Annotated in this window: 21 protein-coding genes, 1 other RNA gene and 1 pseudogene; 11 read left to right on the top strand and 12 right to left on the bottom strand. The window is 71.2% G+C overall.

The genetic code is table 11. The features are described from left to right. Window positions 1–12 precede the first annotated feature (12 nt). Together ACFRCG_RS15190 and ACFRCG_RS15185 are read left to right on the top strand one after the other, a co-directional pair. Complete coding sequence (locus ACFRCG_RS15190; protein ID WP_380031673.1) at window positions 13–501, top strand: YegP family protein; 489 nt, start codon at window positions 13–15, stop codon at window positions 499–501. Window positions 502–644: 143 nt separating this feature from the next. Further along, complete coding sequence (locus ACFRCG_RS15185; protein ID WP_380031671.1) at window positions 645–1418, top strand: MgtC/SapB family protein; 774 nt, start codon at window positions 645–647, stop codon at window positions 1416–1418. Window positions 1419–1445: 27 nt separating this feature from the next. On the opposite strand, the gene ACFRCG_RS15180 is transcribed toward ACFRCG_RS15185, so the two are convergent. Beyond that, window positions 1446–1664, bottom strand: a complete 219-nt coding sequence (locus ACFRCG_RS15180; protein WP_246127151.1) for a hypothetical protein — start codon at window positions 1662–1664, stop codon at window positions 1446–1448. 81 nt (window positions 1665–1745) lie between these two features. Between ACFRCG_RS15180 and map the strand changes: the two genes are divergently transcribed. Further along, entirely contained in the window at window positions 1746–2594 is an 849-nt protein-coding gene (gene map / locus ACFRCG_RS15175) for a type I methionyl aminopeptidase (protein WP_380031669.1), read from the top strand. A 126-nt stretch (window positions 2595–2720) separates the two neighbouring features. Then, the gene (locus tag ACFRCG_RS15170) at window positions 2721–3665 is read left to right on the top strand and encodes a hypothetical protein (protein ID WP_380031667.1); all 945 of its coding nucleotides are present in this window, start codon (window positions 2721–2723) and stop codon (window positions 3663–3665) included. Between the two features lie 34 nt (window positions 3666–3699). On the opposite strand, the gene ACFRCG_RS15165 is transcribed toward ACFRCG_RS15170, so the two are convergent. From ACFRCG_RS15165 to ACFRCG_RS15155, 3 genes are all read right to left on the bottom strand, one after another. Continuing rightward, on the bottom strand, window positions 3700–4389 hold the full coding sequence (locus ACFRCG_RS15165; RefSeq protein ID WP_380031665.1) for a bifunctional DNA primase/polymerase: 690 nt from the start codon (window positions 4387–4389) through the stop codon (window positions 3700–3702). A gap of 318 nt (window positions 4390–4707) precedes the next feature. Next, window positions 4708–4995, bottom strand: a complete 288-nt coding sequence (locus ACFRCG_RS15160; RefSeq protein WP_380031758.1) for a chaplin — start codon at window positions 4993–4995, stop codon at window positions 4708–4710. 126 nt (window positions 4996–5121) lie between these two features. Further along, complete coding sequence (locus ACFRCG_RS15155) at window positions 5122–5826, bottom strand: DUF732 domain-containing protein (protein ID WP_380031663.1); 705 nt, start codon at window positions 5824–5826, stop codon at window positions 5122–5124. 108 nt (window positions 5827–5934) lie between these two features. Here ACFRCG_RS15155 and ACFRCG_RS15150 point away from each other — a divergent pair, with 108 nt between their 5' ends. Next, window positions 5935–6150 carry a hypothetical protein gene (locus tag ACFRCG_RS15150; protein ID WP_380031661.1) on the top strand — a complete coding sequence of 72 codons (216 nt, stop codon included), beginning with the start codon at window positions 5935–5937 and terminating at the stop codon, window positions 6148–6150. 4 nt (window positions 6151–6154) lie between these two features. Here the strand turns inward: ACFRCG_RS15150 and yaaA are convergent, their stop codons facing one another. Continuing rightward, window positions 6155–6952 carry a peroxide stress protein YaaA gene (gene yaaA, locus ACFRCG_RS15145; RefSeq protein WP_380031660.1) on the bottom strand — a complete coding sequence of 266 codons (798 nt, stop codon included), beginning with the start codon at window positions 6950–6952 and terminating at the stop codon, window positions 6155–6157. 387 nt (window positions 6953–7339) lie between these two features. On the opposite strand from yaaA, the pseudogene ACFRCG_RS15140 reads away from it, so the two are divergent. The 3 genes and pseudogenes from ACFRCG_RS15140 to ACFRCG_RS15130 form a co-directional block, all read left to right on the top strand. Then, a pseudogene (locus tag ACFRCG_RS15140) lies at window positions 7340–8500 on the top strand (RNB domain-containing ribonuclease); the annotation flags it as partial. 80 nt (window positions 8501–8580) lie between these two features. Next, window positions 8581–8990: RNase P RNA component class A (gene rnpB, locus ACFRCG_RS15135), an RNA gene on the top strand. 192 nt (window positions 8991–9182) lie between these two features. Further along, on the top strand, window positions 9183–9434 hold the full coding sequence (locus ACFRCG_RS15130) for a hypothetical protein (RefSeq protein WP_380031658.1): 252 nt from the start codon (window positions 9183–9185) through the stop codon (window positions 9432–9434). 108 nt (window positions 9435–9542) lie between these two features. On the opposite strand, the gene ACFRCG_RS15125 is transcribed toward ACFRCG_RS15130, so the two are convergent. From ACFRCG_RS15125 to ACFRCG_RS15105, 5 genes are all read right to left on the bottom strand, one after another. Further along, window positions 9543–11252: an FAD-dependent monooxygenase gene (locus ACFRCG_RS15125; protein ID WP_380031656.1), complete on the bottom strand. Its 1710-nt coding sequence runs from the start codon at window positions 11250–11252 to the stop codon at window positions 9543–9545. 150 nt (window positions 11253–11402) lie between these two features. After that, on the bottom strand, window positions 11403–12290 hold the full coding sequence (locus ACFRCG_RS15120; protein ID WP_380031655.1) for an amino acid ABC transporter permease: 888 nt from the start codon (window positions 12288–12290) through the stop codon (window positions 11403–11405). Continuing rightward, entirely contained in the window at window positions 12287–12934 is a 648-nt protein-coding gene (locus ACFRCG_RS15115) for an amino acid ABC transporter permease (protein WP_379995927.1), read from the bottom strand. The genes ACFRCG_RS15120 and ACFRCG_RS15115 overlap by 4 nt, the downstream gene beginning before the upstream one ends. Before the next feature lie 149 nt (window positions 12935–13083). Continuing rightward, on the bottom strand, window positions 13084–14034 hold the full coding sequence (locus ACFRCG_RS15110) for a glutamate ABC transporter substrate-binding protein (protein ID WP_379995929.1): 951 nt from the start codon (window positions 14032–14034) through the stop codon (window positions 13084–13086). 107 nt (window positions 14035–14141) lie between these two features. Further along, window positions 14142–14921, bottom strand: a complete 780-nt coding sequence (locus tag ACFRCG_RS15105; RefSeq protein WP_380031756.1) for an amino acid ABC transporter ATP-binding protein — start codon at window positions 14919–14921, stop codon at window positions 14142–14144. 225 nt (window positions 14922–15146) lie between these two features. Between ACFRCG_RS15105 and ACFRCG_RS15100 the strand changes: the two genes are divergently transcribed. Further along, complete coding sequence (locus ACFRCG_RS15100; RefSeq protein ID WP_126641698.1) at window positions 15147–15824, top strand: response regulator transcription factor; 678 nt, start codon at window positions 15147–15149, stop codon at window positions 15822–15824. A gap of 36 nt (window positions 15825–15860) precedes the next feature. Continuing rightward, window positions 15861–17276, top strand: a complete 1416-nt coding sequence (locus tag ACFRCG_RS15095; RefSeq protein ID WP_380031653.1) for an ATP-binding protein — start codon at window positions 15861–15863, stop codon at window positions 17274–17276. A gap of 124 nt (window positions 17277–17400) precedes the next feature. On the opposite strand, the gene ACFRCG_RS15090 is transcribed toward ACFRCG_RS15095, so the two are convergent. After that, a complete protein-coding gene (locus tag ACFRCG_RS15090) occupies window positions 17401–19320 on the bottom strand; it encodes a bifunctional serine/threonine-protein kinase/glutamate ABC transporter substrate-binding protein (RefSeq protein ID WP_380031651.1) in 1920 nt (639 codons plus the stop codon). 210 nt (window positions 19321–19530) lie between these two features. Next, a complete protein-coding gene (locus ACFRCG_RS15085) occupies window positions 19531–20532 on the bottom strand; it encodes a TAXI family TRAP transporter solute-binding subunit (RefSeq protein WP_380031650.1) in 1002 nt (333 codons plus the stop codon). 68 nt (window positions 20533–20600) lie between these two features. Between ACFRCG_RS15085 and miaB the strand changes: the two genes are divergently transcribed. Then, window positions 20601–22082, top strand: coding sequence for a tRNA (N6-isopentenyl adenosine(37)-C2)-methylthiotransferase MiaB (gene miaB / locus ACFRCG_RS15080; protein ID WP_380031648.1), 1482 nt, complete (start codon window positions 20601–20603; stop codon window positions 22080–22082). Window positions 22083–22098 lie beyond the last annotated feature (16 nt).

Below are 22098 nucleotides of genomic sequence, written 5' to 3'. Positions count from 1 at the left end.
CCGGGACGAACCATGTTTCCGTGGAGGAGAAAACTTTCTCTTCTCTCCCAAGGAGATGTCGTGCCGGCCAAATTCATCGTCACCAAGGGACGCTCCGGCAAGTTCGGATTCGTGCTGACCGCCGCCAACGGTTCGACGGTCATCAAGTCCGCGCCCTATGGAACGAAGCGCGAGGCGCTGACCGCACTTCGCTACATCCAGCGCAACGGCGACACCGAAACGGTCGACGACCGTACGGTCGACGCCCCGGCGGCGCCCGCGGGCATGCGAAAGCGCCCGGTGTCCAAACCGGCCGCCTCGCGTCCCCGAAAGGCGGTATCCGGTACCCGAAAGGCGGTATCGAGTCCCCGAAAGGCCGCGTCCCAACGAAAGGCCGTATCCAAGACGGCCGGCTCGCGCCCCCGAAAGGCCGTATCCAGGACGGCCACGTTGCGTCCGCGTAAGGCCGTGACCCGGACGACCGCCTCGCGCACGCGCACCAAGGCTCGCTCGCGCGCCTGATTCTCCGTCGCCCACCCCTCCCTCGATCGCGGTATCCGAACCTCGACCGTGACCCATTGCTCCGTATGGAGTCATAGCGTGCGAGCAGAGGAAGAAGATCGAGCAGCCCCGGGACCCCGGTCCCGGGCGGAGGAGGTGGGCGCGTGCGTTCCGGAACGACCCTGGCGGCGTGGTCGGAGGGGATCGGCGCGAGTCAGGGGTGGACCCAGTTCTCCGAGTTGATGCTCTCCTTCGTGCTCTCCAGCGTCATCGGCGTCGAGCGCGAGGTGCGGCAGAAGAGCGCGGGACTGCGCACCCACGCGCTGGTCGGGGTGGGCACCACGCTGTTCATGGAGATCTCCAAGTACGGCTTCGCCGACGTGTTGCCCGCGGGCCACGTCGGCTGGGACCCCTCCCGGATCGCCGCGCAGGTGGTCTCCGGCATCGGCTTCATCGGCGGCGGCCTGATCTTCGTCCGCCGCGACACCGTGCGCGGCCTCACCACGGCCGCGGTGGTCTGGCTCACCTGTGCGATCGGCATGGCCTGCGGCGCGGGCCTGCCGTACCTGGCGATCGGGGTCACCACGCTGCACTTCGTGGTCGTCTACGGCTTTCCGCCGATCATCCGCCGGATCGGCGGCCCCAGGGACCGGGCGGCCGAGATCCGGATCTCCTACCTGCCCGGACACGGCGTCTTGTCCGCGGTCCTGGTGGCCTGTACCGGCGCGGGATTCACCGTGGTGGACGTCTCCGTGCACAACCGCGAGCGCGAGCCCGTCGAGGATGTCGCCGAGGCGCCGGCGACGGAACCGAGGGCGGCGGCGGTGGTGTTGCTCCTGGAGGGGCCGGGCGAACCCGGCGAGCTGGTGTCGGGCCTGTCCGAACTGCCCGGGGTGCTCACCGCCGGCGGCGGGCGGGTCCCCGAACCCGCCGAGTGACCCGCCCGCCGCCCGCCGCGCGAGTGCTCAGCGGCGCCCGGGGTCGTTCCAGTGCGGATCGTTCTCCCACGCCTGATTACGGGTCTTGGCGGTCTCCAACGCGTTCGCCGCCTCGGCGCGGGTCGCGTACGGGCCGAGCCGGTCGCGGGCCGGACAGTCGGGTCCCTCCTCGACCTTGCCGTGTTTGATGCAGTAGTACCACTCGCCGGCGCGACCCTCGGGCCTGCGCCACAGTCTGAACCTCAAGGCCGTCCTCCACCCACTCGATGCCGTCGCCGACCGGATCACCCGCCGGCTCGGTCGCGGCGCCGGCTACACTCGCTGGTTATGGCGATTCTCGTACCCGGTAAGCCGACCCCCATCCGCTCCGTACCCGCCGACATCCCGCGGCCGGAGTATGTCGGCAAGCCGGCCCCCACCCCGTACACCGGGCCCGAGGTGCAGGACGCCGAGACCATCGAGCGCATGCGGATCGCCGGGCGGATCGCGGCGGGCGCCATGGAGGCCGCCGCCGCGCACATCGCGCCCGGGGTGAGCACCGACGCGCTGGACAAGGTCGCCCACGAGTACGTGCTCGACCACCACGCCTACCCGTCCTGCCTGGGCTACCGGGGCTTCCCGAAGACCATCTGCACCTCGATCAACGAGGTGATCTGCCACGGCATCCCCGACACCACCCGGCTCGAGGACGGCGACATCGTCAACATCGACGTCACCGTGTTCATCGGCGGCGTGCACGGCGACACCGACGCGACCTACCTCGTGGGCGACGTGGACGAGGAGTCGCGGCTGCTCGTCGAGCGCACCCGAGAGGCGCTGAACCGGGGCATCAAGGCGGTCAAGCCGGGTCGGCAGATCAACGTGATCGGCCGGGTCATCGAGTCCTACGCGAAGCGCTTCGGCTACGGCGTGGTGCGCGACTTCACCGGCCACGGCATCAACAGCTCGTTCCACTCCGGCCTGATCATCCCGCACTACGACGACGAGCGGGCGACCACCGTGATGGAGCCCGGGATGACCTTCACCATCGAGCCGATGTTGACGCTGGGCACCCACGACTACGACATGTGGGACGACGGCTGGACCGTGGTCACCAAGGACCGCAGGCGCACCGCCCAGTTCGAGCACACGCTGGTCGTCACCGACACCGGGGCGGAGATCCTCACCCTGGCATAGGGCGTGTTCCGGCCCACCCGCCGGGCGGGCGCGGTGTGTTGCGGGGTGCGGGCAGTATGGTTTCGCGAGATCTCCTCCTGCCCGCTCCCCCGGAAGAGTTGCCGACTACCGATGCGCATATCCCGCATGCCGGCCGCAGTCGCCGCCCTGCTCGCGACCGCGCTCGCCGCGACCGGCTGTGTCACCGTCAGCGGCGCGAGCACGCCCGTCGCGGCGCTGGACAAGCACGAGGCCGCCAAGGTGCTGCACGAGTACGAGGTGCAGAACAACCAGGCGTACGCGAACCGCGATCTCCCGCTCAACGCGCGGGCCGAGACGGGCTCGCTCGGCGTGCTCGACCAGGCCGGGTTGCGCATCCTCGCCTTCACCGACCCGAACGGCAATCTGGGCCGGGCGCCGATCCTGCACGAGCGGCCGGAGTTCCTGATCCCGAAGGTGATCGGCTGGCCCAAGTGGTTCGCCGTGCGGAACACACCGAACTTCAACAACGCCAAGCCGCAGTTCCTGGTCTTCCTCCGGGCGGGCCCGGACGCGGTGTGGCAGGCGGCGTGGGGGCCGACACTGCAGGCCGAACTGCCCACGCTGAAGCGGGATTCGTCCGGCTACTTGGAGCAGGTCTCTCCCACCGCTACCGGACTTGCCGCCTCGCCCGGCGAACTGGCACCCGTGCTCAGCGAGTTCCTCAAGGACGGCAAGACCCGCGCCGAGTTGTTCGGGCCCGACCCGTATACCGCGCAGTTGCGCAAGCAGCGGGACGAACCGATCGGTGACGGCTACGTCCGGCAGGCCGCGGACAGCCCGGCGGCGCAGTTCCCGCCGCTGGCGGTGCGCACCGCGGACGGCGGCGCGCTGGTGTTGTTCGCGCTCCAGCACAGCGTCAAGCTCACCGTGCAGCCCCCGCGCCGACTCGGCGACGTGGACCCCTCGACGCTTGCGTTCCTGACCGGCAAGCCGAGCCGGTCGGTCACCGAGCACCGGCTCTCGGAGTACGTCGCGGTGGTCCCGAAGGCCGGTGGCAAGGTGCAGCTGGTCGGCTGGGTGTACGGCCTGGTCGGCGCCGAGGGCGAGTGAGCGGTCGGCGGGACGGTCGCCGACCCGACGACCGTCAGGCCCAGTGTCCGTCGGCGGCCGCGGCGCCCACGGTGTCGCACGCGTCGGTGAGGACGTCGAGCACCCGCAGCGGGTCGGGCAGCGGGAGTTCGGGGCCGCGGATCCAGCGCACCGACTGCCCCGAGGGGTGTTGCGAGGACGGCACCAGGACGTAGCTGCCCCGGCAGTGCCAGCGCAGCCCCGGGTGGGCGTCCAGCGTCTCGGGGTGGCAGTCCAACTCGCAGGGCCACCATTCGTCCTCGTCGGCGGGGGTGCCTCGGGTCGCGGTGAAGAACAACGTGCGGTCGGGGCCGCACGAGGCCACCGGGCCGATCTCGATGCCCTGCTCGGCGAACACCGCGAGGGCGATCTCGCCGGCCCGCGCGGGCACGTCGAGCACGTCGTGGCCCGTGCCGGTCGCGGTCACGAAATTGGCGTCGGGATACAGCTCCAGCCAGCGCGCCACCTGTACGGGGTCGGTGGACGCCTGGGTCTGCCAGGCGAAGGAGACCGGATGCATGCCCGGCGACGGACAGCCGACCCGGTCGCAGGAGCAGCCGAAACCCACCGGGTGCGCCGCCGGACAGACGGGCCAGCCGCGCTCCACCACGTCCATGAGCAGTCCGGCCCGCCGGTCGCGAACGGTGTCCGGATCCTCACGCGGTCGACGGCGCAGCCATCCGGCCATTCTGCCCATTCGCTCCATGGAACCCCTTCTTCCGCGTGCGTTTCGTGCGCGCCCCACACGGGGCCTCTGCGTGTACAACGCGGAAGACCCGTCCGGGCAATCCCCATCATCGCGGGTCGCCCGCGTCCACCTGCCGACCGGGTTCGGAGATGACCGGATCAGTGCGAAATGGCGCGGAATGGCACGGGTAAGACGCCGCGAGCCTGCGAGAAATGTACATCGCGGATCGCTCGTGTTCGGTGCGGCGCTCACAACGACGACCGCCCCGTTCCCGGAAAACCGGGAACGGGGCGGTTGCGCCGGCCACCGACCAAGGAGGCGGGCCGGGGCGGCGGGTCAGCCGGCGTTGATGCAGGTGTTGCCGAACGTCGGGTTGAGCACGCCGATCAGAATGTCGACGGTGTTGCCGCAGATGTTGACCGGCACGTGAATGGGGGCCTCGATGTTGTTACCCGAGACGACACCGGGCGAGTTGACCGCCGCGCCGTCCGCGTCGGCGCTCGCGTTGGCGATTCCGGCGCCCATGGCCGCGATGCCACCGGCCATGGCCGCGACGGCGGCGATCTTCTTCATGTTCGTCACTGCGTTCGTTCCTCCACGTAGCGTGCCGACCAGGTTCGGCATGCTGGTCAACGACGTGATCGTGAAGGGGAAACGCCCGGCCCGCGAGATTCACTCGTTCACCTCGCGGGCCGGGATCGTCCGGTGCCCGAGCCGGTCTTCAGGCCGGCGTTCGGGCGGTGGGGCGGGTCAGGAAACCTTGCCCGACTGCTCCGGGCAGAACGCCGCGATGGCGCCGCCGACGAGCATGCCCTTTTCGGACACGCCGCTGACCGCGGTCACCTTCATCGCGGTGTCGAGCAGGGTCTTGCCCGACTTGAGGTCGGAGCAGGCCTGCTTGCCCTGCGAGATCAGGTCGGCGTCCGGCGTCGACTTCGTGCCCGGGATCAGGCGGTGCATCGTGGTGAGGAAGTTGTCCTCGCCCAGTCCGCGCGTGCCGGGGCCGGTGGTCGAGTCGTCGTCGGAGGTGGGATCGGGCGCGACGGTGCGCTTGGTCGCCTTGCCCGTCGGGGTCGGCGACCCCGACTTCGGGGCGCCCGTAGTGGTCGCCGACGACGTGGAGGAAGCCGTCGACTTCTTGTCGTCGTCGCCGCCGGACAGCCCCACGGCGACGAGCACGCCGACGATCGCGAGCACGGCGACCACCGAGACGCCGATCCACAGCCCCTTGCGGCTCTGGTTCGGCGGGGGCGGGTAGCCGCCGCCCTGCGGGTAGGCGCCGGGGTATTGCGGTTGTCCGTACGGGCCCGGTTGCCCCTGCGGGTACTGGGGCTGCTGGTACTGACCGGGGTACTGGCCCTGGCCCTGGCTCTGACCCGGATAGGGCGGTTGCCCGTACTGGGGCTGGCCGTACGGCTGGTTCGGGTCCTGGCCGGGCGGCGGCGGGTAACTCACTCATCCCCCATGGATGTCGGGTCGTCCACTCCGTCTGACGTGCGCGCGGATCGTCCGAAAGTAGGACGAAATGCTTTGTTTTCCGTCTGCGGAGGAAGCGTCAGGATCATGAAGCTCCCCGGTTTTGTCAAGATGGGCTCGACGGCGATCACCATCGCCCTCTTGCCCCTTGCCGTGGGGTGCACCGGAAACGATGCCAGGAAGGATGCCGAGCAGGGCACCCGGGAGGCCGGGGACCGGATCGGGGGCCGGGACCGACCGGGATCCCACGGGGAGTTCGTCGGCACGCCGGCCGGGCGGGAGGTGTTTCGGCGGCGGGGGTGAGGGGTCAGACCGCGGCGACGACGACGTCCAGGGCCCAGGGGGTGCCCGCCTGCTTCGGCTCGGCGGTCTCCACGGTCCAGCCCAGTTCCCGCAGCGCGTCGGCGAGTTCGGCCGGGTTGCGCGGTTCGGCGCCGGAGACCAGCAGGTCGCGGGTGATCCGGCCCTTGGTCGCCTTGTTGAAGTGGCTGACCACCGAGCGCTTGGCCACCCCGTCCACGATCCGCTCGTGCAGCACCCGCACGGTCGCGGTGCGTTCGGCCACCGCACCGACCGGCTTCCAGGCCGCGGCGTACGCCGCCGACCGCAGGTCCAGGACGAGGTCGTCGCCCGCGAGCCTGGGCAGCACCGGCGCCGTCACCGCGCGCCACTGGCCGGCGAGCGCGCCGATGCCGGGCAGCCGTACCCCCATCGAGCAGCGGTAGGGCGGCACCCGGTCGGTCGGGCGCAGCGCGCCCCACAGTCCGGAGAAGACCAGGATCGAACCGGCCGCGCGCGCCGCCGCCGCGCCGGTGAGCGAGGACAGGTCCAGCGCGTCGTAGAGCACCCCGGTGTACAGCCCGGCCACCGGCAGCGTCGCCGCCTCGCGCAGGTCGAGGTTGCGCAACACCTCGCCGCGCAGCTTCGGGCCGAGGCCGAGTACCTCCAGCGCCTTGCGCTCGTCGCCCTCGCACAGGGTGATCAGCGAGTCGAGCACCTGCCGCCGCACGGGGTTCAGTTCCGGCATCGAAAGACCGGCGAGATCGAGCGCGGGGCCCGCCCCCGCGGCGGCCTTGCCCTCGGAGGGCGGCAACAACACGAGCACGGGCGCAACTCCAAGCGACGCGAACGGCAGGGCGGCCGACCGGATTCGCGGACGGCGGGGCGACGACCAAGTTTATGGGGACGACCCGGACGGAAGGTGCCGCCGGCGCTCCGGGCGCGCGGGCGAAAAGCCGGGATAGTCCTTCTCGGCGCAGCGGATCTTTCCTAAGCTCGACTCGTGCCTCGTCGTCATCTCCACATCAGGTCCGCCGACGGTGATCTCCTGCGGGCGGGTTTCGCCCGTCTGCGCACCGATCTGGCGCTGCCGGGGGCGTTCGCCCCGGAGGTGCTGGCGGAGGCCGACGCGGCGGTGCGGCGCGGGCCCACGCCGACTCGTCGGCGGGATCTGACCGGGCTGCCGTTCCTGACCATCGATCCGGCCGAGTCGATGGACCTGGACCAGGCGATGCACCTGGCGCGTCGGGACGGCGGCTATCGGGTGCACTACGCGATCGCCGACGTCGCGGCGTGGGTCGTGCCGGGCGGTGCGCTGGACGCGGAGACCATGCGGCGGGTGGAGACGCTGTACCTGCCCGACGAGCGCGTCCCGCTGCATCCGCCGGCCCTGTCCGAGGCGGCGGCGAGTCTGCTGCCGGGTCGGGACCGGCCGGCCCTGGTGTGGGTGCTCGACCTGGACGGGTCCGGCGACCTGGTCGGCACCGACGTCTTTCGCGCGCTGGTGCGCAGCCGCGCCCGGTACGACTATCCGGGGGTGCAGCGGGCGATCGAGAGCGGGTCGGCGGCGGAGCCGATGGCGCTGCTCGCCGAGATCGGCCGGTTGCGGGAAGGGCTGGAGATCGAGCGCGGCGGGGTGAGCCTGCCGATCCCGGAGCAGGAGATCGTCGAGCACGGCGACTCGTGGCGGCTGGAGTACCGCGCGCCGCTCCCCGCCGAGGGCTGGAACGCGCAGATCTCGCTGCTCACCGGGATCGCCGCCGCCGACCTGATGACCCGGGCGGGCATCGGCGTCCTGCGCACCCTGCCGCGACCGGCGCCCGAAGCGCTCGACCGGGTCCGCCGGGTCGGGCGCGCGCTCGACGTGGCGTGGCCCGAGGGCGCCACCTACGGCGCGGTGATCCGCTCGCTCGACCCCGACAACCCCAGGCACGCCGCGTTCCTGGAGGAGGCCACCGGGCTGCTGCGCGGAGCCGGCTACACCGCGTTCGACGCGGGCGCGCCCGAGCAGGCCGGGCACGCGGCGGTCGCCGACGAGTACGCGCACGTGACCGCGCCGCTGCGGCGCCTGGTCGACCGGTACGCGGGCGAGATCTGCGTCTCGCTGGTCGCCGGCGTCGAGGTGCCCGAGTGGGTGCGCGCGCGGCTGCACGAGTTGCCCAAGGCGATGGAGACCGGCGATCGCCGGGCCCACGAGGTCGAGCGCGAGGCGGTCTCCCTGGTCGAGGCGGTGGTGCTGGCGGACCACGTCGGCGACGTGTTCGACGCGGTGGTGGTGGATCTCAACGAGCGTGGTGACGGCGGCACGGTACAACTCGCCGAGCCGGCCGTCCGGGCCCGCTTCGACGGGCCGGGCCTGGGCCTGGGCGAGCGGGTACGGGTGCGGCTCACCGAGGCCGACGACACCCGGCGAAGGGTTCGCTTCGCCCCGGCTAGGATGGACGACACGGCGGATGAGTCGGCCGGGCGGCCGCGTCGGGATTCCTCCTCGGAGGGTTCCGCCGAGGAACGTCCGGGCTCCACAGGGCAGGGTGGTCGGTAACACCGACCCGGGGCGACCCGCGGGACAGTGCCACAGAAAACAGACCGCCGGCGTCCTCGGACGACCGGTAAGGGTGAAACGGTGGTGTAAGAGACCACCAGCGCCCGAGGTGACTCGGGCGGCTAGGTAAACCCCACCCGGAGCAAGGTCAAGAGGGGCACCGTCAAACGTGCCCTGCGCGAACGTTCGAGGGCGGCCCGCCCGAGTTCGCGGGTAGACCGCTGGAGGCTGTCGGCAACGGCAGTCGTAGATGGATGGCCGCCTCCCCGGGCGCCGCAAGGCTCCCGGGAGACAGAACCCGGCGTAGAGGCCGACTCATCCGCCGCCCACCCGAACAAGAGCCCCCCGACCTGCGAACGTGCAGGCAGGGGGCTTTTTCGAGCCCCGTCCGGGTGACCGGGACGCGCCGGGCACGCCCGTTCGGTGTCCACGGCTTCAGATCGTGGGTCCGCCCTGCCGATGATCTCTCCGAGAGTGGCCGATTCCCTACCGACGGCAACCGAGAGGTCCAGTCATGTCCACGGAACACCGGACGACATCGATCCACCCGGAAGACCCGCGCGAGTGGACGTCGGAGGACGTTGCGCGGTTCTGGTTGGAGAACCGGCACAAGCGGGTGGTGGACCGGGTGAGCGGTCGGGAGGGGGAGTTCGTGGACGTGATCAACTGCCTGGCATACGTGCGGCGAGACGACGGCCGCGAGTTCGAGACGCGCTGCGGCGACCTCAGGGTTGTGTCACCCACCCGGAGCCGGCCCGCGACCTGAGCACGCCGTACCGCGAGGGTGACGTCGTCGGGCCCGCACACGGGCCGACAGGGCGCGGGCGGCGTCCGGGCACAACGTGGGCCGTGGGGCGCCCGGTTCGGGGTTGTGTCAGTGGCCGGCTCCGCGGGCTCGGTTTATGGATTCTTCGAGGATGTCCAGGTTTTCGGGGGGCAGGTGGGCGGCTATGTAGCCGTCGGGGCGGATGAGCAGGATCGTGTGGGCGGTGGCGCCCGGGTAGTCCGGGGTGACCACCAGTTCGGCGGGCGCGGCGAGTTTGTCCAGCCGGCCGCGCAGCCTCGGCATCAGGCCGGCCTCGCGCCAGCCGTCGCCGTGCCACACCTGTATGCCGGGGGCGATCAGCAGCACGACCAGGCCGCGGTCCAGGCACTCGCTCAGCCATCCCTCGGCGCCGTCCGCGCGAAACACCTCGACGTCGCGGATCCACTCGCCCACACCCGGCCCGGGGGTGAGTAGCGGCGAGCCGGTGTAGTCCGGGCCGGACGTGCTCGCCGCCGGTCCGCGCGGGTCGAGCCGGCGCAGCGTGGTGCCCTTGCCGCGCGCGCCCATCAGGGTCAGCCGGCGGCCGACCTTCTGCGCGGGGCTCGCGGGCGCGAGGAAGTGCAGCGCGTCCTCCCCGAGCGCGAGCCGACGGCGGGCGGCGCCCCGGCGTTCGCCGTGGTACGTCTCCAGGAGCCGGATGGGCGCGTAGCCCCGCAGCGTGAAGGCCAGCTTCCAGGCCAGGTTGCGCACATCCTGCAGGCCGAGTTCGACCGCGTCGGCGGCGGACGGGTGGACCAGGTGCGCGGCGTCGCCGGCGAGCAGTACCCGGCCGACCCGAAAACGTCGGGCCAGCCGCTGATGCACCTCGTACTCGCCGCTCCACAGCAGGTCGTGCGCGGGGTCCTCGGACGCGTCGGGCTCGGGCGAGAGCGCGTCGAGGGTGCGCAGCACCGAGCGCACCCGCGCGGCGATCCGCTTGGGGTCGGCCGGATCGCCCGTCACCGGGATCACCCGGGTCTCCTCGGCGGCCTTGGCCACGCCGTGCGCCATCGGCAACTGCCAGGTCAGCCGCCACACGTCGTCCGGCAGCGGCTGGGCCAGGACCGTGCCGCCGCGGTGGAACGGCGGGTCGACGAACAACCACGGAGTGGCCGGCGCGCCGAGGTCCGGGCTCGTGGGCTCGTCGGCGAGCGAGGGGTCCGGCGGAACCAGCGCCGTCGCGGTGATCCGGCGCGGCAGCCGTACCTTCACGTCGGCGCACAACAGCCGGTCCACCCGCGGCCGACCCGGAAAGCGCACGTCGACCGCGCGGCGCACCACCGAGCGGGCCCCGTCGCAGCCGACCAGCCACTGGGCCCGAAACCTGACCGGCCCGCCCGGGCCGCGGGCGAGCACGGTGACCGATGTCTCGTCCTGCTCGACGCCCTCGATCCGGTGGCGCCACGCGGTGGTCACCAGGGGACTGGCGTGCGCGGCGTCCAACAGGGCGCGCTCCAGCCGCTGTTGGGACAGCCCGTAGCGCACCGGAGCCTCGGGCTCGGCCACCGGCTGCGGCACGTCGCGACCGCGCCGGCGGATGCGCTGGACCCCCCACGGTTCGGCGGCGCCGTCGAGCCGGGTGCCGGTCAGGTCGTAGACGAAGGCCAGCGTCGAGGCCTCCAGACCGCAGGCCCGCGAACCCGCGCGCGGCGTGCCGTTGCCCATGTCGAGCACCACCGAGCGCACCCCGCGCCCGGCCAGCGCCAGTGCGGCGGCCAAACCGGCGGGCCCGGCGCCCGCGATGATCACCGAGTCCGCGCGCGGAGCGTTGCCCGCCATCGTGGCCCCCCAAGTGTTGCAAGACGTGTCGTACTCGTCGCCCATCATCCGGCACCGGGGCCCTACGACGACAAAGCGACGCCCCGCGGGTGGCGTTCACCGCGGGGCGTCGGTCGGTGGTGCGGGGGTGGGACGGCGTGTTCGACGGGGTCAGACGACGGCCATCTTGTCGAGGGACGACTCCGCCTGCGTCGGCGGGGCGACGGCCGGCGGCTTGCCCTTGCGGGAGGTGCGCAGCCTGCGCTCCAGCCAGGTCGCGAACGCCGACAGGATCATGCACATCGCCACGTAGATGGTGCCGACGATGATGGTGACCGGGATGAACGGCATGTTGTAGTCCTGGTAGCCGCCGATCAGCTTGGCCGCCGCGAGCAGTTCCGGGTAGGTGATCAGGAAGCCGAGCGAGGTGTCCTTGAGGGTCACCACGATCTGGCTGATGATCGTCGGAAGCATGGTGCGGATGCCCTGGGGGACCAGGATCATCGTCATCACCTGGGTCTTGCGCATGCCCAGCGCGTAGGCCGCCTCGCTCTGCCCCTTGGGCACGGCCAGGATGCCGGCGCGGATGTTCTCCGCCTGCACGGTGCCGTTGTAGATGGTCAGACCGACCACCAGCGGCCACATCGGATCCCACTTCCACCAGCCCTGGCTGCCCGGGACGAGGTAGAGCATGAAGATCAGCACCAGCAGCGGCATGGCGCGGAAGAAGGTCACGAACGTGGTCGAGGCCCAGCGCACGATCTTGTGATCGGAGAGCCGGCCGGCGGCCAGGAAGGCGCCGAGCACGATGGAGAACACCGCGGCCAGCGCGAACGCCTTCAGCGTGGCCTTGAGGCCGTCGAAGATGAACTGCTGGACACCGTTGTACTGGAACGGGTCCCACTTGGCCGACTCGAACTGGCCGGTGTCGTTGAACCGCACGATCACGAAGACCAGGAACGCGGCCAGACCCAGACTGCCGACGACGCCGATGATCAGGTTGCGCCGACGCGCCCTGGGACCGGGGACGTCGAACAGCACGCTCGCTTCGCGGCTCATCGGACCACCGCCAGCTTCTTTTCGAGCGCGGCCAGCGCGGCGCTCATGGACAGGGTGATGATCAGGTAGCCGACCGCGATCCACAGCAGGACCCACAGCGACTTGTAGCCGTTCTCGACCATCTGCGCGCTGGTGCCCATGAGTTCGGTGACGTTGAAGGCGCTGGCGATGGCCGAGTTGCGGACCATCGCGATCAGCAGGCTGCCGATCGGCGGGACCGCCGCCCGACCGGCCTGGGGCAGCACGATCTGGCTCAGCGTCTGGGTGAAGGACATCCCGAGGCTGCGGGCCGCCTCGGCCTGGCCGATCGGCACGGTGTTGATGCCCGAGCGGATCGCCTCGCAGATGAACGCGGCGGTGTAGGTGCTCAGCGCGATGACCGCGAACTCGAAGTAGGAGAAGTTGAAGCGCAGCTTCGGGAAACCGAGCGCGACGGCGAAGAAGATCAGCGTCAGGGGGGTGTTGCGGAAAAGGTTGACGTAGGTGGCGCCGAACCAGCGCAGCGGCGGCACCGGCGAGACCCGACACGCGGCTATCAGCGTGCCGAGCAGAAGCGACACGATCCCACAGACGACGGTCAGCTTGAGCGTCCCGACGAAGCCGTGCCGCAAGAGGTCCCAGTTGTCCTGGATCACTTCGAGCATCGTGATCGAGCCCTCCTCTCCGTGATCGTGGGTTCAGGGGGTGGCGTGACGGCCCGTACCCACGGTCTGGTGCGGCGGGGACGGGAGGGGGCACGCGCCGGCCGGTCGAGGGGGAGCCGGGACCGGCCGGCGCGTGTGACTGCGGACGATCAGTAGCGGACGAGCGCCGGGATGGCCGGAGCCGCCGAGCCGGACAGGCCCAGGGTGGCGTCGTACGCCTTCTTCCAGTCGCCGTTCTTCTCGTGCGCCTCGATGGCGTCGCTGACCGCGTTGCGGAAGACCGAGTCGTCCTTGTTCAGGCCGACGCCGTAGTTCTCGGTGGTGAACGGCTCGCCGACCACCTTGAGCGCCTTGGGGTCCTTGGCCGCGTAGCCCTTGAGGATCGCGTCGTCGGTGGAGACCGCGTCGACCTGGTTGGAGAGCAGGCTCTCGACACACAGCGAGTAGGTGTCGAAGACGCGGGTGGTGGTGTCGGGGAAGTTGGTCTGGAGGTTCTGCAGCGGGGTCGAGCCCTTCGCCGAGCAGACCGTCTTGCCCTTGATGGTGTCCTTGCCGGTGATCGCGGTCTCGTTCTTGCGGACCAGGAGGGACTGGCCGGCGATGTAGTACGGACCCGCGAAGGACACCTGCTGCTTACGCTTGTCGGTGATGCTGTAGGTGCCGACGTAGTAGTCGATGTCGCCGTTGACCAGGGCGTTCTCACGGTTGGTCGAGGCGATCGCCTTGAACTCGATCTTGTCCGGGCCGAAGCCGAGGTCGGCCGCGATCATCTTGGCGATCTCGATGTCGAAACCGGAGACCTTGCCGGTGGCCGGGTCCTTGGAGCCGAGGAAGGGCTGGTCCTCCTTGGCGCCGACGACCAGCTTGCCGCGCGACTTGGCCGCGTCGAACGTCTTCGAGCCGGTGAGCGCCACACCCGTCTTGGGGGTGTAGGTGGGCAGTTCGGGCGCGGCGCCGCCGGGCGCGCCGGGGGCACCTTGCGAACCGCCGGTCGAACCGGCCGGGGTCTTGGCCTCGGGCGAACCGTCCTTGCCACACGCGGTGCCGAACAGGGCGAGCACGGCGATGCCGGCGACGGCCACGGATGAGCGCATCTTCATGATCAACGTCCTTCGGAAAAGGGGAACAGGCCTGGCGGTGGCCGAACCACGGGCTGCGGAGCGGGAGTCGCGACGTCGTCGGGCGGGCTGGGGGCGCCCGACGGCGCTCAGTGGTGCAGGATCTTGGAGAGGAAGTCCCGGGCCCGGTCGCTGCGCGGGTTGCTGAAGAACTCCTCGGGCGTGTTCTCCTCGACGATGCGGCCGTCGGCCATGAAGATCACCCGGTTCGCGGCGGAGCGCGCGAAGCCCATCTCGTGGGTCACCACGACCATCGTCATGCCCTCGCGGGCCAGGTCGCGCATGACCTCGAGGACCTCGTTGATCATCTCCGGGTCGAGCGCCGAGGTGGGCTCGTCGAAGAGCATCACCTTGGGCTCCATGGCCAGCGCGCGGGCGATCGCGACGCGCTGCTGCTGGCCACCGGAGAGCTGGGAGGGGTACTTGTCCGCCTGGCTGCCCACGCCGACCCGGTCGAGCAGCTCGTGCGCGCGGCGGGTGACCACATCGGCCTTCTCGCGGCGAACCTTGAGCGGACCGAGCGTGACGTTTTGCAGCACGGTCTTGTGCGCGAACAGGTTGAACGACTGGAACACCATGCCCACGTCGGAGCGCAGCCGGGCCAGCTCGCGGCCCTCCTGCGGCAGCAGGGCGCCGTCGATGGTGATCCGGCCGCCGTCGATCGCCTCGAGGCGGTTGATCGTGCGGCACAGGGTCGACTTGCCCGATCCCGACGGACCGATGACGACGACGACCTCGCCCTTGTGGATGGTCAGGTCGATGTCCTGCAGCACGTGCAGGGCGCCGAAGTGCTTGTTGACGTTCTCCAAGACGACAAGGGGTGCGCCGGGGTGGACGGCGTCCTTGCCGACTTCGCTCTTGGTGAGCACCGGCGGCTTCGGTGTGGTGTCAGAGGCATCCGTCGTCACGATGGCGGGCTCCGTCCAGAGTCGTCCCGTATCTTTTTGCGCGACCGGGTGGCAGGTGGGTTCGAGGGCTCCCGGCGAGGCCGGGTGGTGCGTGACACTAAGGCAGGCAGCACCCCTCCAGTCAGTGCACTTGAGCTTGTCTTGAGGTCAAGAGTCGGTAACGGACCGTCAGATGTGAGGAACCACGTGCGCCTCCTGCTCGTTGAGGACGACCTGCGTGTCGCCGCGCCGCTACGCGCGGTGCTGGGCCGACACGGATTCACCGTGCGGCACGCGACCACCGGCGAGGAGGCCCTCGCCGCGCTCGACGACGTGCCCGACGTGGTGCTCCTGGACCTGTCGCTGCCCGACCACGACGGCTTCGAGGTGTGCAGCCGGATCCGCAGGCTGTGCGACGTCCCGGTGATCATGGTGACCGCGCGGGCGGACATCCGATCCCGGATACACGGGCTGAACCTGGGCGCCGACGACTACGTCACCAAGCCCTACGACATCGGCGAACTGCTGGCCCGAATACACGCGGTGAGCAGGCGTACGCGCAGCGACGCGCCCGCCGCGGAGACCCCGCCGCCCGCCAAGGGGCCCGGCGGCATCGAGCTGGACCCGGCCACCCGGCGGGTCACCGTCGGCGGCGTCGACGTGGTGCTCACCCGCAAGGAGTTCGACCTCCTCGCCCTCCTCGCCCAGCGTCCGGGCGTGGTCTTTCGCCGCGAACAGATCATCAGCGAGGTCTGGCACACCAGCTGGGCGGGCAACAATCGCACCCTGGAGGTGCACGTCGCGTCGCTGCGCTCCAAGCTCGGGAACCCGGCGATCGTCGAGACGGTGCGCGGCGTGGGCTACCGTGTCGTCCCCGAGGCCTGATCCCACCGGCTTCCCGAAGGATCGTCACCGGTTCCCGTGCGCACCCGCCTGCTCGCATTGCTCCTCGCCCTGATGACCGCGGTGCTGATCGCCCTCGGCATCCCGTTGGCCATCTCCCGTGCCGCCGCGCATCAGCAGGAGCTGATCCGAGACCGCGTGGACGACCTGACCCGCTTCGTTTCGGACACCCAGCTGACCGTGGTCTCGGACACGCTGCGCGCGCAGATCGACGGCGGCGTGCCGCCCGGACCGGACGCCGTCGACCTCGACATGCTCCGCTCCGAGCTGGAGCGCTACGAGGCCGTCTACGGCATCCGGGTCGGCGCGTTCGACCGGCGCGGCCTGCCGATCGCCGTGTCCCATCAGGGATTTCGGGTCGATCCGCGCTCGCCCGCGTTCACCGAGGCGCTGGCCGGACGGCGCAGCGACGACCCCGGACAGGTGTGGCCCTGGCAGCGCGATCGCATCGTTGTGGCGGTGCCGGTGATCCACCGGGGCGACGTGGTCGCGGTGGTGCTCACCGATTCGCCGACCGGCCGGATGCGTTCGAAGATCCAGCAGGTGTGGCTGATTCTGTTCGCCGGCGAAGTGGTCGCGGTACTGGCCGCGTTGCTGCTCGCGACCCGGCTGACCGGCTGGGTGCTGCGCCCGGTGCGAGTGCTCGACTCGGTGACCCACGAGATCGCCACCGGCCGGCTCGGCGCGCGCGTGGCCGGCGCCCAGGGACCGCCGGAACTGCGCCGCCTGGCACGCTCGTTCAACGAGATGGCGGACCACGTGGAGACCGTGGTGGACCAGCAGCGGGCGTTCGCCGCCGACGCCTCGCACCAGTTGCGCAATCCGCTGTCGGCGCTGCTTTTGCGGATCGAGGAACTGGGCCTGTCGTTGCCGCCGGGACACGGCGAGACGCTGGAGGGGGTGCGGGACGAGGGCCGTCGGCTCACCCGCGTGTTGGACGAACTCCTCGAACTGGCACTGGCCGAGAACGCGCGCCCGTCCGCGCGGGCCGTCGACGTGGCGGCGCTGGTACACGAGCGCGTGGACGCGTGGCAGACCCTGGCCCGCTCGCGCGCCCGGCGGTTCGAGCAGGAGGGCCCGCTCGCGCTCACCGGGAACGTGGACCCGGTCACGCTCGGCAGCGCGCTGGACGCGATCTTGGACAACGCGCTCAAGTTCGCCCCGGAGGACAGCACGATCACCGTCGCGTGCGCGGCGGTGGGCGGCGAGGTGGAGATCCGGGTCAGCGACCGCGGCCCCGGGCTCACCTTCGAGGAGATGCGCCGGGTGGGCGACCGCTTCTGGCGCAGCCCCCGGCACCAGAACGTGGACGGCTCCGGCCTGGGCCTGTCCATCGCCCGCACGCTGCTCGCCGCGAGCGGCGGCACGATCGACTTCGCCGCGCGCGAGGGCGGCGGCCTCACCGTCACGCTGACGGTCCCCAGGGCCGAGTGAACCGGCGCCGCGCGCGAGGGGATCCGCCCGGCGCCGAAACCGCCTGCGGCTCACCTCGCGCCGGGTCCACCCGCGCGGCCCCGGCCGCCGGGAAGGCGGACGCGGGACCGTCCCGGTCGGCGGCCTACTCGTTCACCCGGCACTGCGGCGCGCGCGGCTGCGGCAGGCCCAGGGGGCGCAACCGCGCGTCGTAGGCGCGCTGCCAGTCGCCGTTGGCGACGTGCCGGTTCAGCGCGCCGCACACGGCCTCGGCGAGCGCCATGTCGCCCTTGCTCAGGCCCACTCCGTACGGCTCGTCGGAGAACGGCCGGCCCAGGATCCGCAGCGCCCCCGGGTGTTGCACGACGAAGCCGGACAGGATCGCGTCGTCGGTGCTCACCCCGCGCACCCTGCCGGCCAGCAACTCGTCCACACACTCCGAATACTTGCCGCGCTCCTCGACCCGCATGGTCGGGAACTCGCCGCGGATGCGCAGCGCCGAGGTCGACTCGCGCACCACGCACACGGAACTGTGCGCGAGATCCTCGGGGCCGTTGACCCCGGGATCGTCGGTGCGGACCAGGAAGTCCTGCCCGGCGATGTAGTACGGCCCGGCGAAGGAGACCTTCTGCGCGCGGACCGCGTTGATCGTGTAGCTCGCCACGACCAGGTCGACCTGGCCGCTGGTGATCCGGTACTCGCGGTTCTGCGTCTCCACGTCCATGAACGTGACGCGGTCCTTGAACCCCAGATCCTCGGCGATCATCAGGGCCACGTCGTCGTCGAAGCCCTGATACGCCTGATCGCCGGTGCGCACGCTCCACCCCGGCTGGTCCGGCTTGACCCCGATGATCACCCGGCCCCGGGCCACCATCTCCCGGTAGGTCGGCGAGTTCTTGCGCAGGTTCGCCAGCGGGTCGGCCCGGTGCGTGCCGCCCTCGGCCCGGTTGTTCTCCACCGCCAGCCACGACACCCCGACGGCGACCAGCAGGAAGGCCAGCGCGGCGGGCAGCGCGATCCGGGTACGCCGCCACCAACGGGACCGGCGCGCCGGGCGCGCGGACGGCTCGTCGGCCGGCGGCTCGCCCGCGAAGGTCGCGTCGACGTCCTCGTCCCGATCGGCGCGCTCGTCGCGGCGGGGCAGCGGATCACCGCCCCACGTCACCGGTACCGAGTCCTGCACCACCCGGGTCAGCAGCGCGTCGGTCTCCTTGGCGTCCAGGCGCCGGGCCGGGTCCTTGCGCAACAGGCCCATGATCACCGGCTCCAGCGGACCGGCGTGCCGGGGCGGCGCGGGCGGCGCGTTGACCACCGCGTCCACGACCTCCACCGGCGAGGCCCGGCGGAACGGGGCCGTGCCCTCGACCATTTCGTACAGCGTCGCGCCCAACGACCACAGGTCGGAGGCGGGATCGAGCCCGTCCGGCCGGTCGGCGAGCGTGTGGTCCCCGTTCGCGTCGTCGGTGAGCACGCTCGGCCGGGACCGGGCGAACTGTTCCGCGCGCTCGGGCGCCAGATAGCCCGGAGTGCCGAGCAGTTCGCCGAACTGGGTCACCTGCGGCGCGTCGACGAAGGTGGCGATGCCGAAGTCGGTGAGCACCACCCGGCCGTCCATGCCGAGCAGGACGTTGGCCGGCTTCACGTCACGGTGCAACACACCCTTGGCGTGCGCGGCGCGCAACGCCCGCAGCACGTCCAGGCCGATCCGGGCCGCCTCGGCGTGGTCGAGTCGACCCTCCGCGCGGATCACGTCGGCCAGCGACCGCGAAATCACCAATTCCATGACGATCCACGGCAAACCGTCTTCCTCGAAGACGTCGTGGACCGTCACCACGTTCTCGTGGCGAATCCGGGCCGCCGCGATCGCCTCGCGCTTGCTGCGCTCCAGCCAGGAACGCTGGGATCCCGCGTCCAGCGACTTGGGCAGCAGCAGTTCCTTGATCGCGACCTCGCGACCGAGGGCGGTGTCGACGGCCAGCCAGACCTCGCCCATACCGCCTCGGCCGAGACTGCGGCTCAGCCGGTAACGATCGTTCAGTATTCGGCCGATCTCCCCCTCGGACACCGCGGTCGCACCCTCCTCCCGAGCAAGCGGGCCTCCCTGAACATGCTGTGCAGCCTTCCCCCCGGTCGGCTCACGGCGTCGGTTCGGGGACCGCGCACGGTCTGGCCCACAGGCTCAGAGCGTAGATGTCGGTCCCGAACACGATGACACGACCCAGCATGTGCCATCGAAGCCGTTCGCGCGACGCCCTGGGCATCACGATCTGTCCCATCAGGGTTTCACCGATCGGTACCACCGCAGCGCACCCGTGTGCAGCGGCAGCGGATCGGTGAAGATCGCCGTCCTCGGGTCGACCAACTGGGCGGCGTGCACCTCGCGTCCGATCGCCTCGCGGTTCTCCATCACCGTCTCGGTCACCCGCCTGATCAGCTCCGGATCCTGCGACGCCCGGGTGACCAGCAGATTCGGCACCGCGATGGTCGGCGTCTCGGTCCCGCCGGGATAGGCGTCGGCCGGCACCACCGCCTCGCGGTACACCGGCCCGTAACGATCGCGCAGCTTGCCCGCGAGGTCGCCGAGTTGCACCAGCCGCACCTGCCAGTGCTCGGCCAGATCGGAGACCGCGCCGGTGGGCAGCCCGCCGGACCAGAAGAACGCGTCCACCGTGCCGTCCCTGAGCCGCTCGCTGGCCTCGCCGATGCCGACCCGCACCGGGGTGATGGCCTGCTCCATGTCGCTCATGCCCACCTCGCTCAGCAGCCGGCGGGTGATCAGCTCCACCCCCGAGCCGGGCAGCCCGACCACCACCCGACGCCCGCGCAGGTCGGTGATCTTCTGCACCGGCGAGCCGACCGGCACCACGAGTTGCACGTAGTCGTCGTACAGCCGCGCCACCGCGCGCAACTGGTCCCGGTCTCCCGGCCCCAGGTCGGCCACCGCGTCGGCGGTGGAGATGCCGAAGGTGTTCCCGCCCGCGACCACCCGACGCAGGTTCTCCACAGACCCCCCGCTGGCATCCACGCTCACCCGCACGCCCAGGTCCGCGGACAGTCGGGGCCGCAGCAGTTCGCCGTAGCGGTGGTACACCCCCATCGGCACCCCGGTGGCCAACGAGACCGGCCCGCTCGGCGCCCTCCGGTCGTCCCGGCCGAGCACCAGGTAGCCCCCGACCAGGCAGAACAGCAGCAGCGTCGCCACCCCGACCTGCACCAGGCGGGGGCGTCGCGCGTAGGCGTCGCGCACGGAAACGGGGAGGAACGACAAGGAGGGCACGGCGGCGATATTGCCATGGAGGTCGGCCACACACGCCAGGAAGCAAACCCCGTACCCTGTCGGGTGTTATGACTGCGCGAAGCTATGAGGTCCGCACCTACGGGTGCCAGATGAACGTCCACGACTCCGAGCGGCTGTCCGGCCTCCTGGAGGAGGCGGGCTACGTCCGCGCGCCCAAGGGGGAGCCGGCCGACGTGGTCGTCTTCAACACGTGCGCCGTCCGGGAGAACGCGGACAACAAGCTGTACGGGAATCTGGGCCATCTCGCGCCCGCCAAGGCCGAACGCCCCGGCATGCAGATCGCGGTCGGCGGCTGCCTCGCGCAGAAGGACCGGGACACCATCGTGCGCAAGGCGCCGTGGGTCGACGTGGTCTTCGGCACGCACAACGTGGGCTCGCTGCCGGTGCTCCTGGAGCGGGCCCGGGTCGAGCAGGAGGCCCAGGTCGAGATCCTGGAATCGCTCGACGTGTTCCCCTCCACGCTGCCCACCCGCCGCGAGTCGGCCTACGCGGCCTGGGTGGCGATCTCGGTGGGCTGCAACAACACCTGCACGTTCTGCATCGTGCCCGCGCTGCGCGGCAAGGAGAAGGACCGCCGCCCCGGCGACGTGCTCGCCGAGATCGAGACGCTGGTCGGCGAGGGCGTGATCGAGGTCACCCTGCTCGGCCAGAACGTCAACGCGTACGGCTCCGACATGGGCGATCGCGAGGCGTTCTCCAAGCTGCTCCGCTCGTGCGGGCGGATCGACGGCCTGGAGCGTGTGCGCTTCACCTCGCCGCACCCGCGCGACTTCACCGACGACGTGATCGCCGCGATGGCCGAGACGCCGAACGTCATGCACCAGCTGCACATGCCGCTGCAGTCCGGGTCCGACACGATGTTGCGGGCGATGCGCCGCTCCTACCGCCAGGACCGCTACCTGGGCATCATCGAGCGGGTGCGCGCGGCGATGCCCGACGCGGCCATCTCCACCGACATCATCGTGGGCTTCCCCGGGGAGACCGACGAGGACTTCGAGCAGACCCTGCACACGGTGCGCGAGGCCCGCTTCGCCGCCGCGTTCACCTTCCAGTACTCCAAGCGCCCCGGCACCCCCGCCGCCACGATGGACGGCCAGGTGCCCAAGGAAGTGGTCACCGAGCGCTACCAGCGGCTGCTCGCGCTCCAGGAGGAGATCTCCTGGGCGGAGAACCGCACCCAGGTCGGTCGCACCCTCGAGGTGCTGGTCGCCGAGGGCGAGGGCCGCAAGGACCACGACACCGCGCGGTTGTCCGGGCGCGCCCCGGACAACCGGCTCGTGCATTTCGAGCGCCCCGCCGACGGTGTGCGGCCCGGCGACATGGTCTCGGTCGAGATCACCTACGCCGCGCCGCACCACCTGCTGGCCGAGCGCCCCCCGCTCGCCGTCCGGCGCACCCGCGCGGGCGACGCGTGGGAGCGCCGTACCGCGACCCCCGCGCCGAGCCCGGGCGTACTGCTCGGGATGCCGAGCATCGGCGCCCCGGTCACGGTGGGGGCGCCGACGGCGCCGGCGGGTTGTTGCGACTGACCGGTCGGGCCGCGTT

This window comes from Embleya sp. NPDC056575 (assembly GCF_042793325.1).
Lineage (GTDB): Bacteria > Actinomycetota > Actinomycetes > Streptomycetales > Streptomycetaceae > Embleya.
This window is presented reverse-complemented; position numbering and strand designations above follow the sequence as displayed.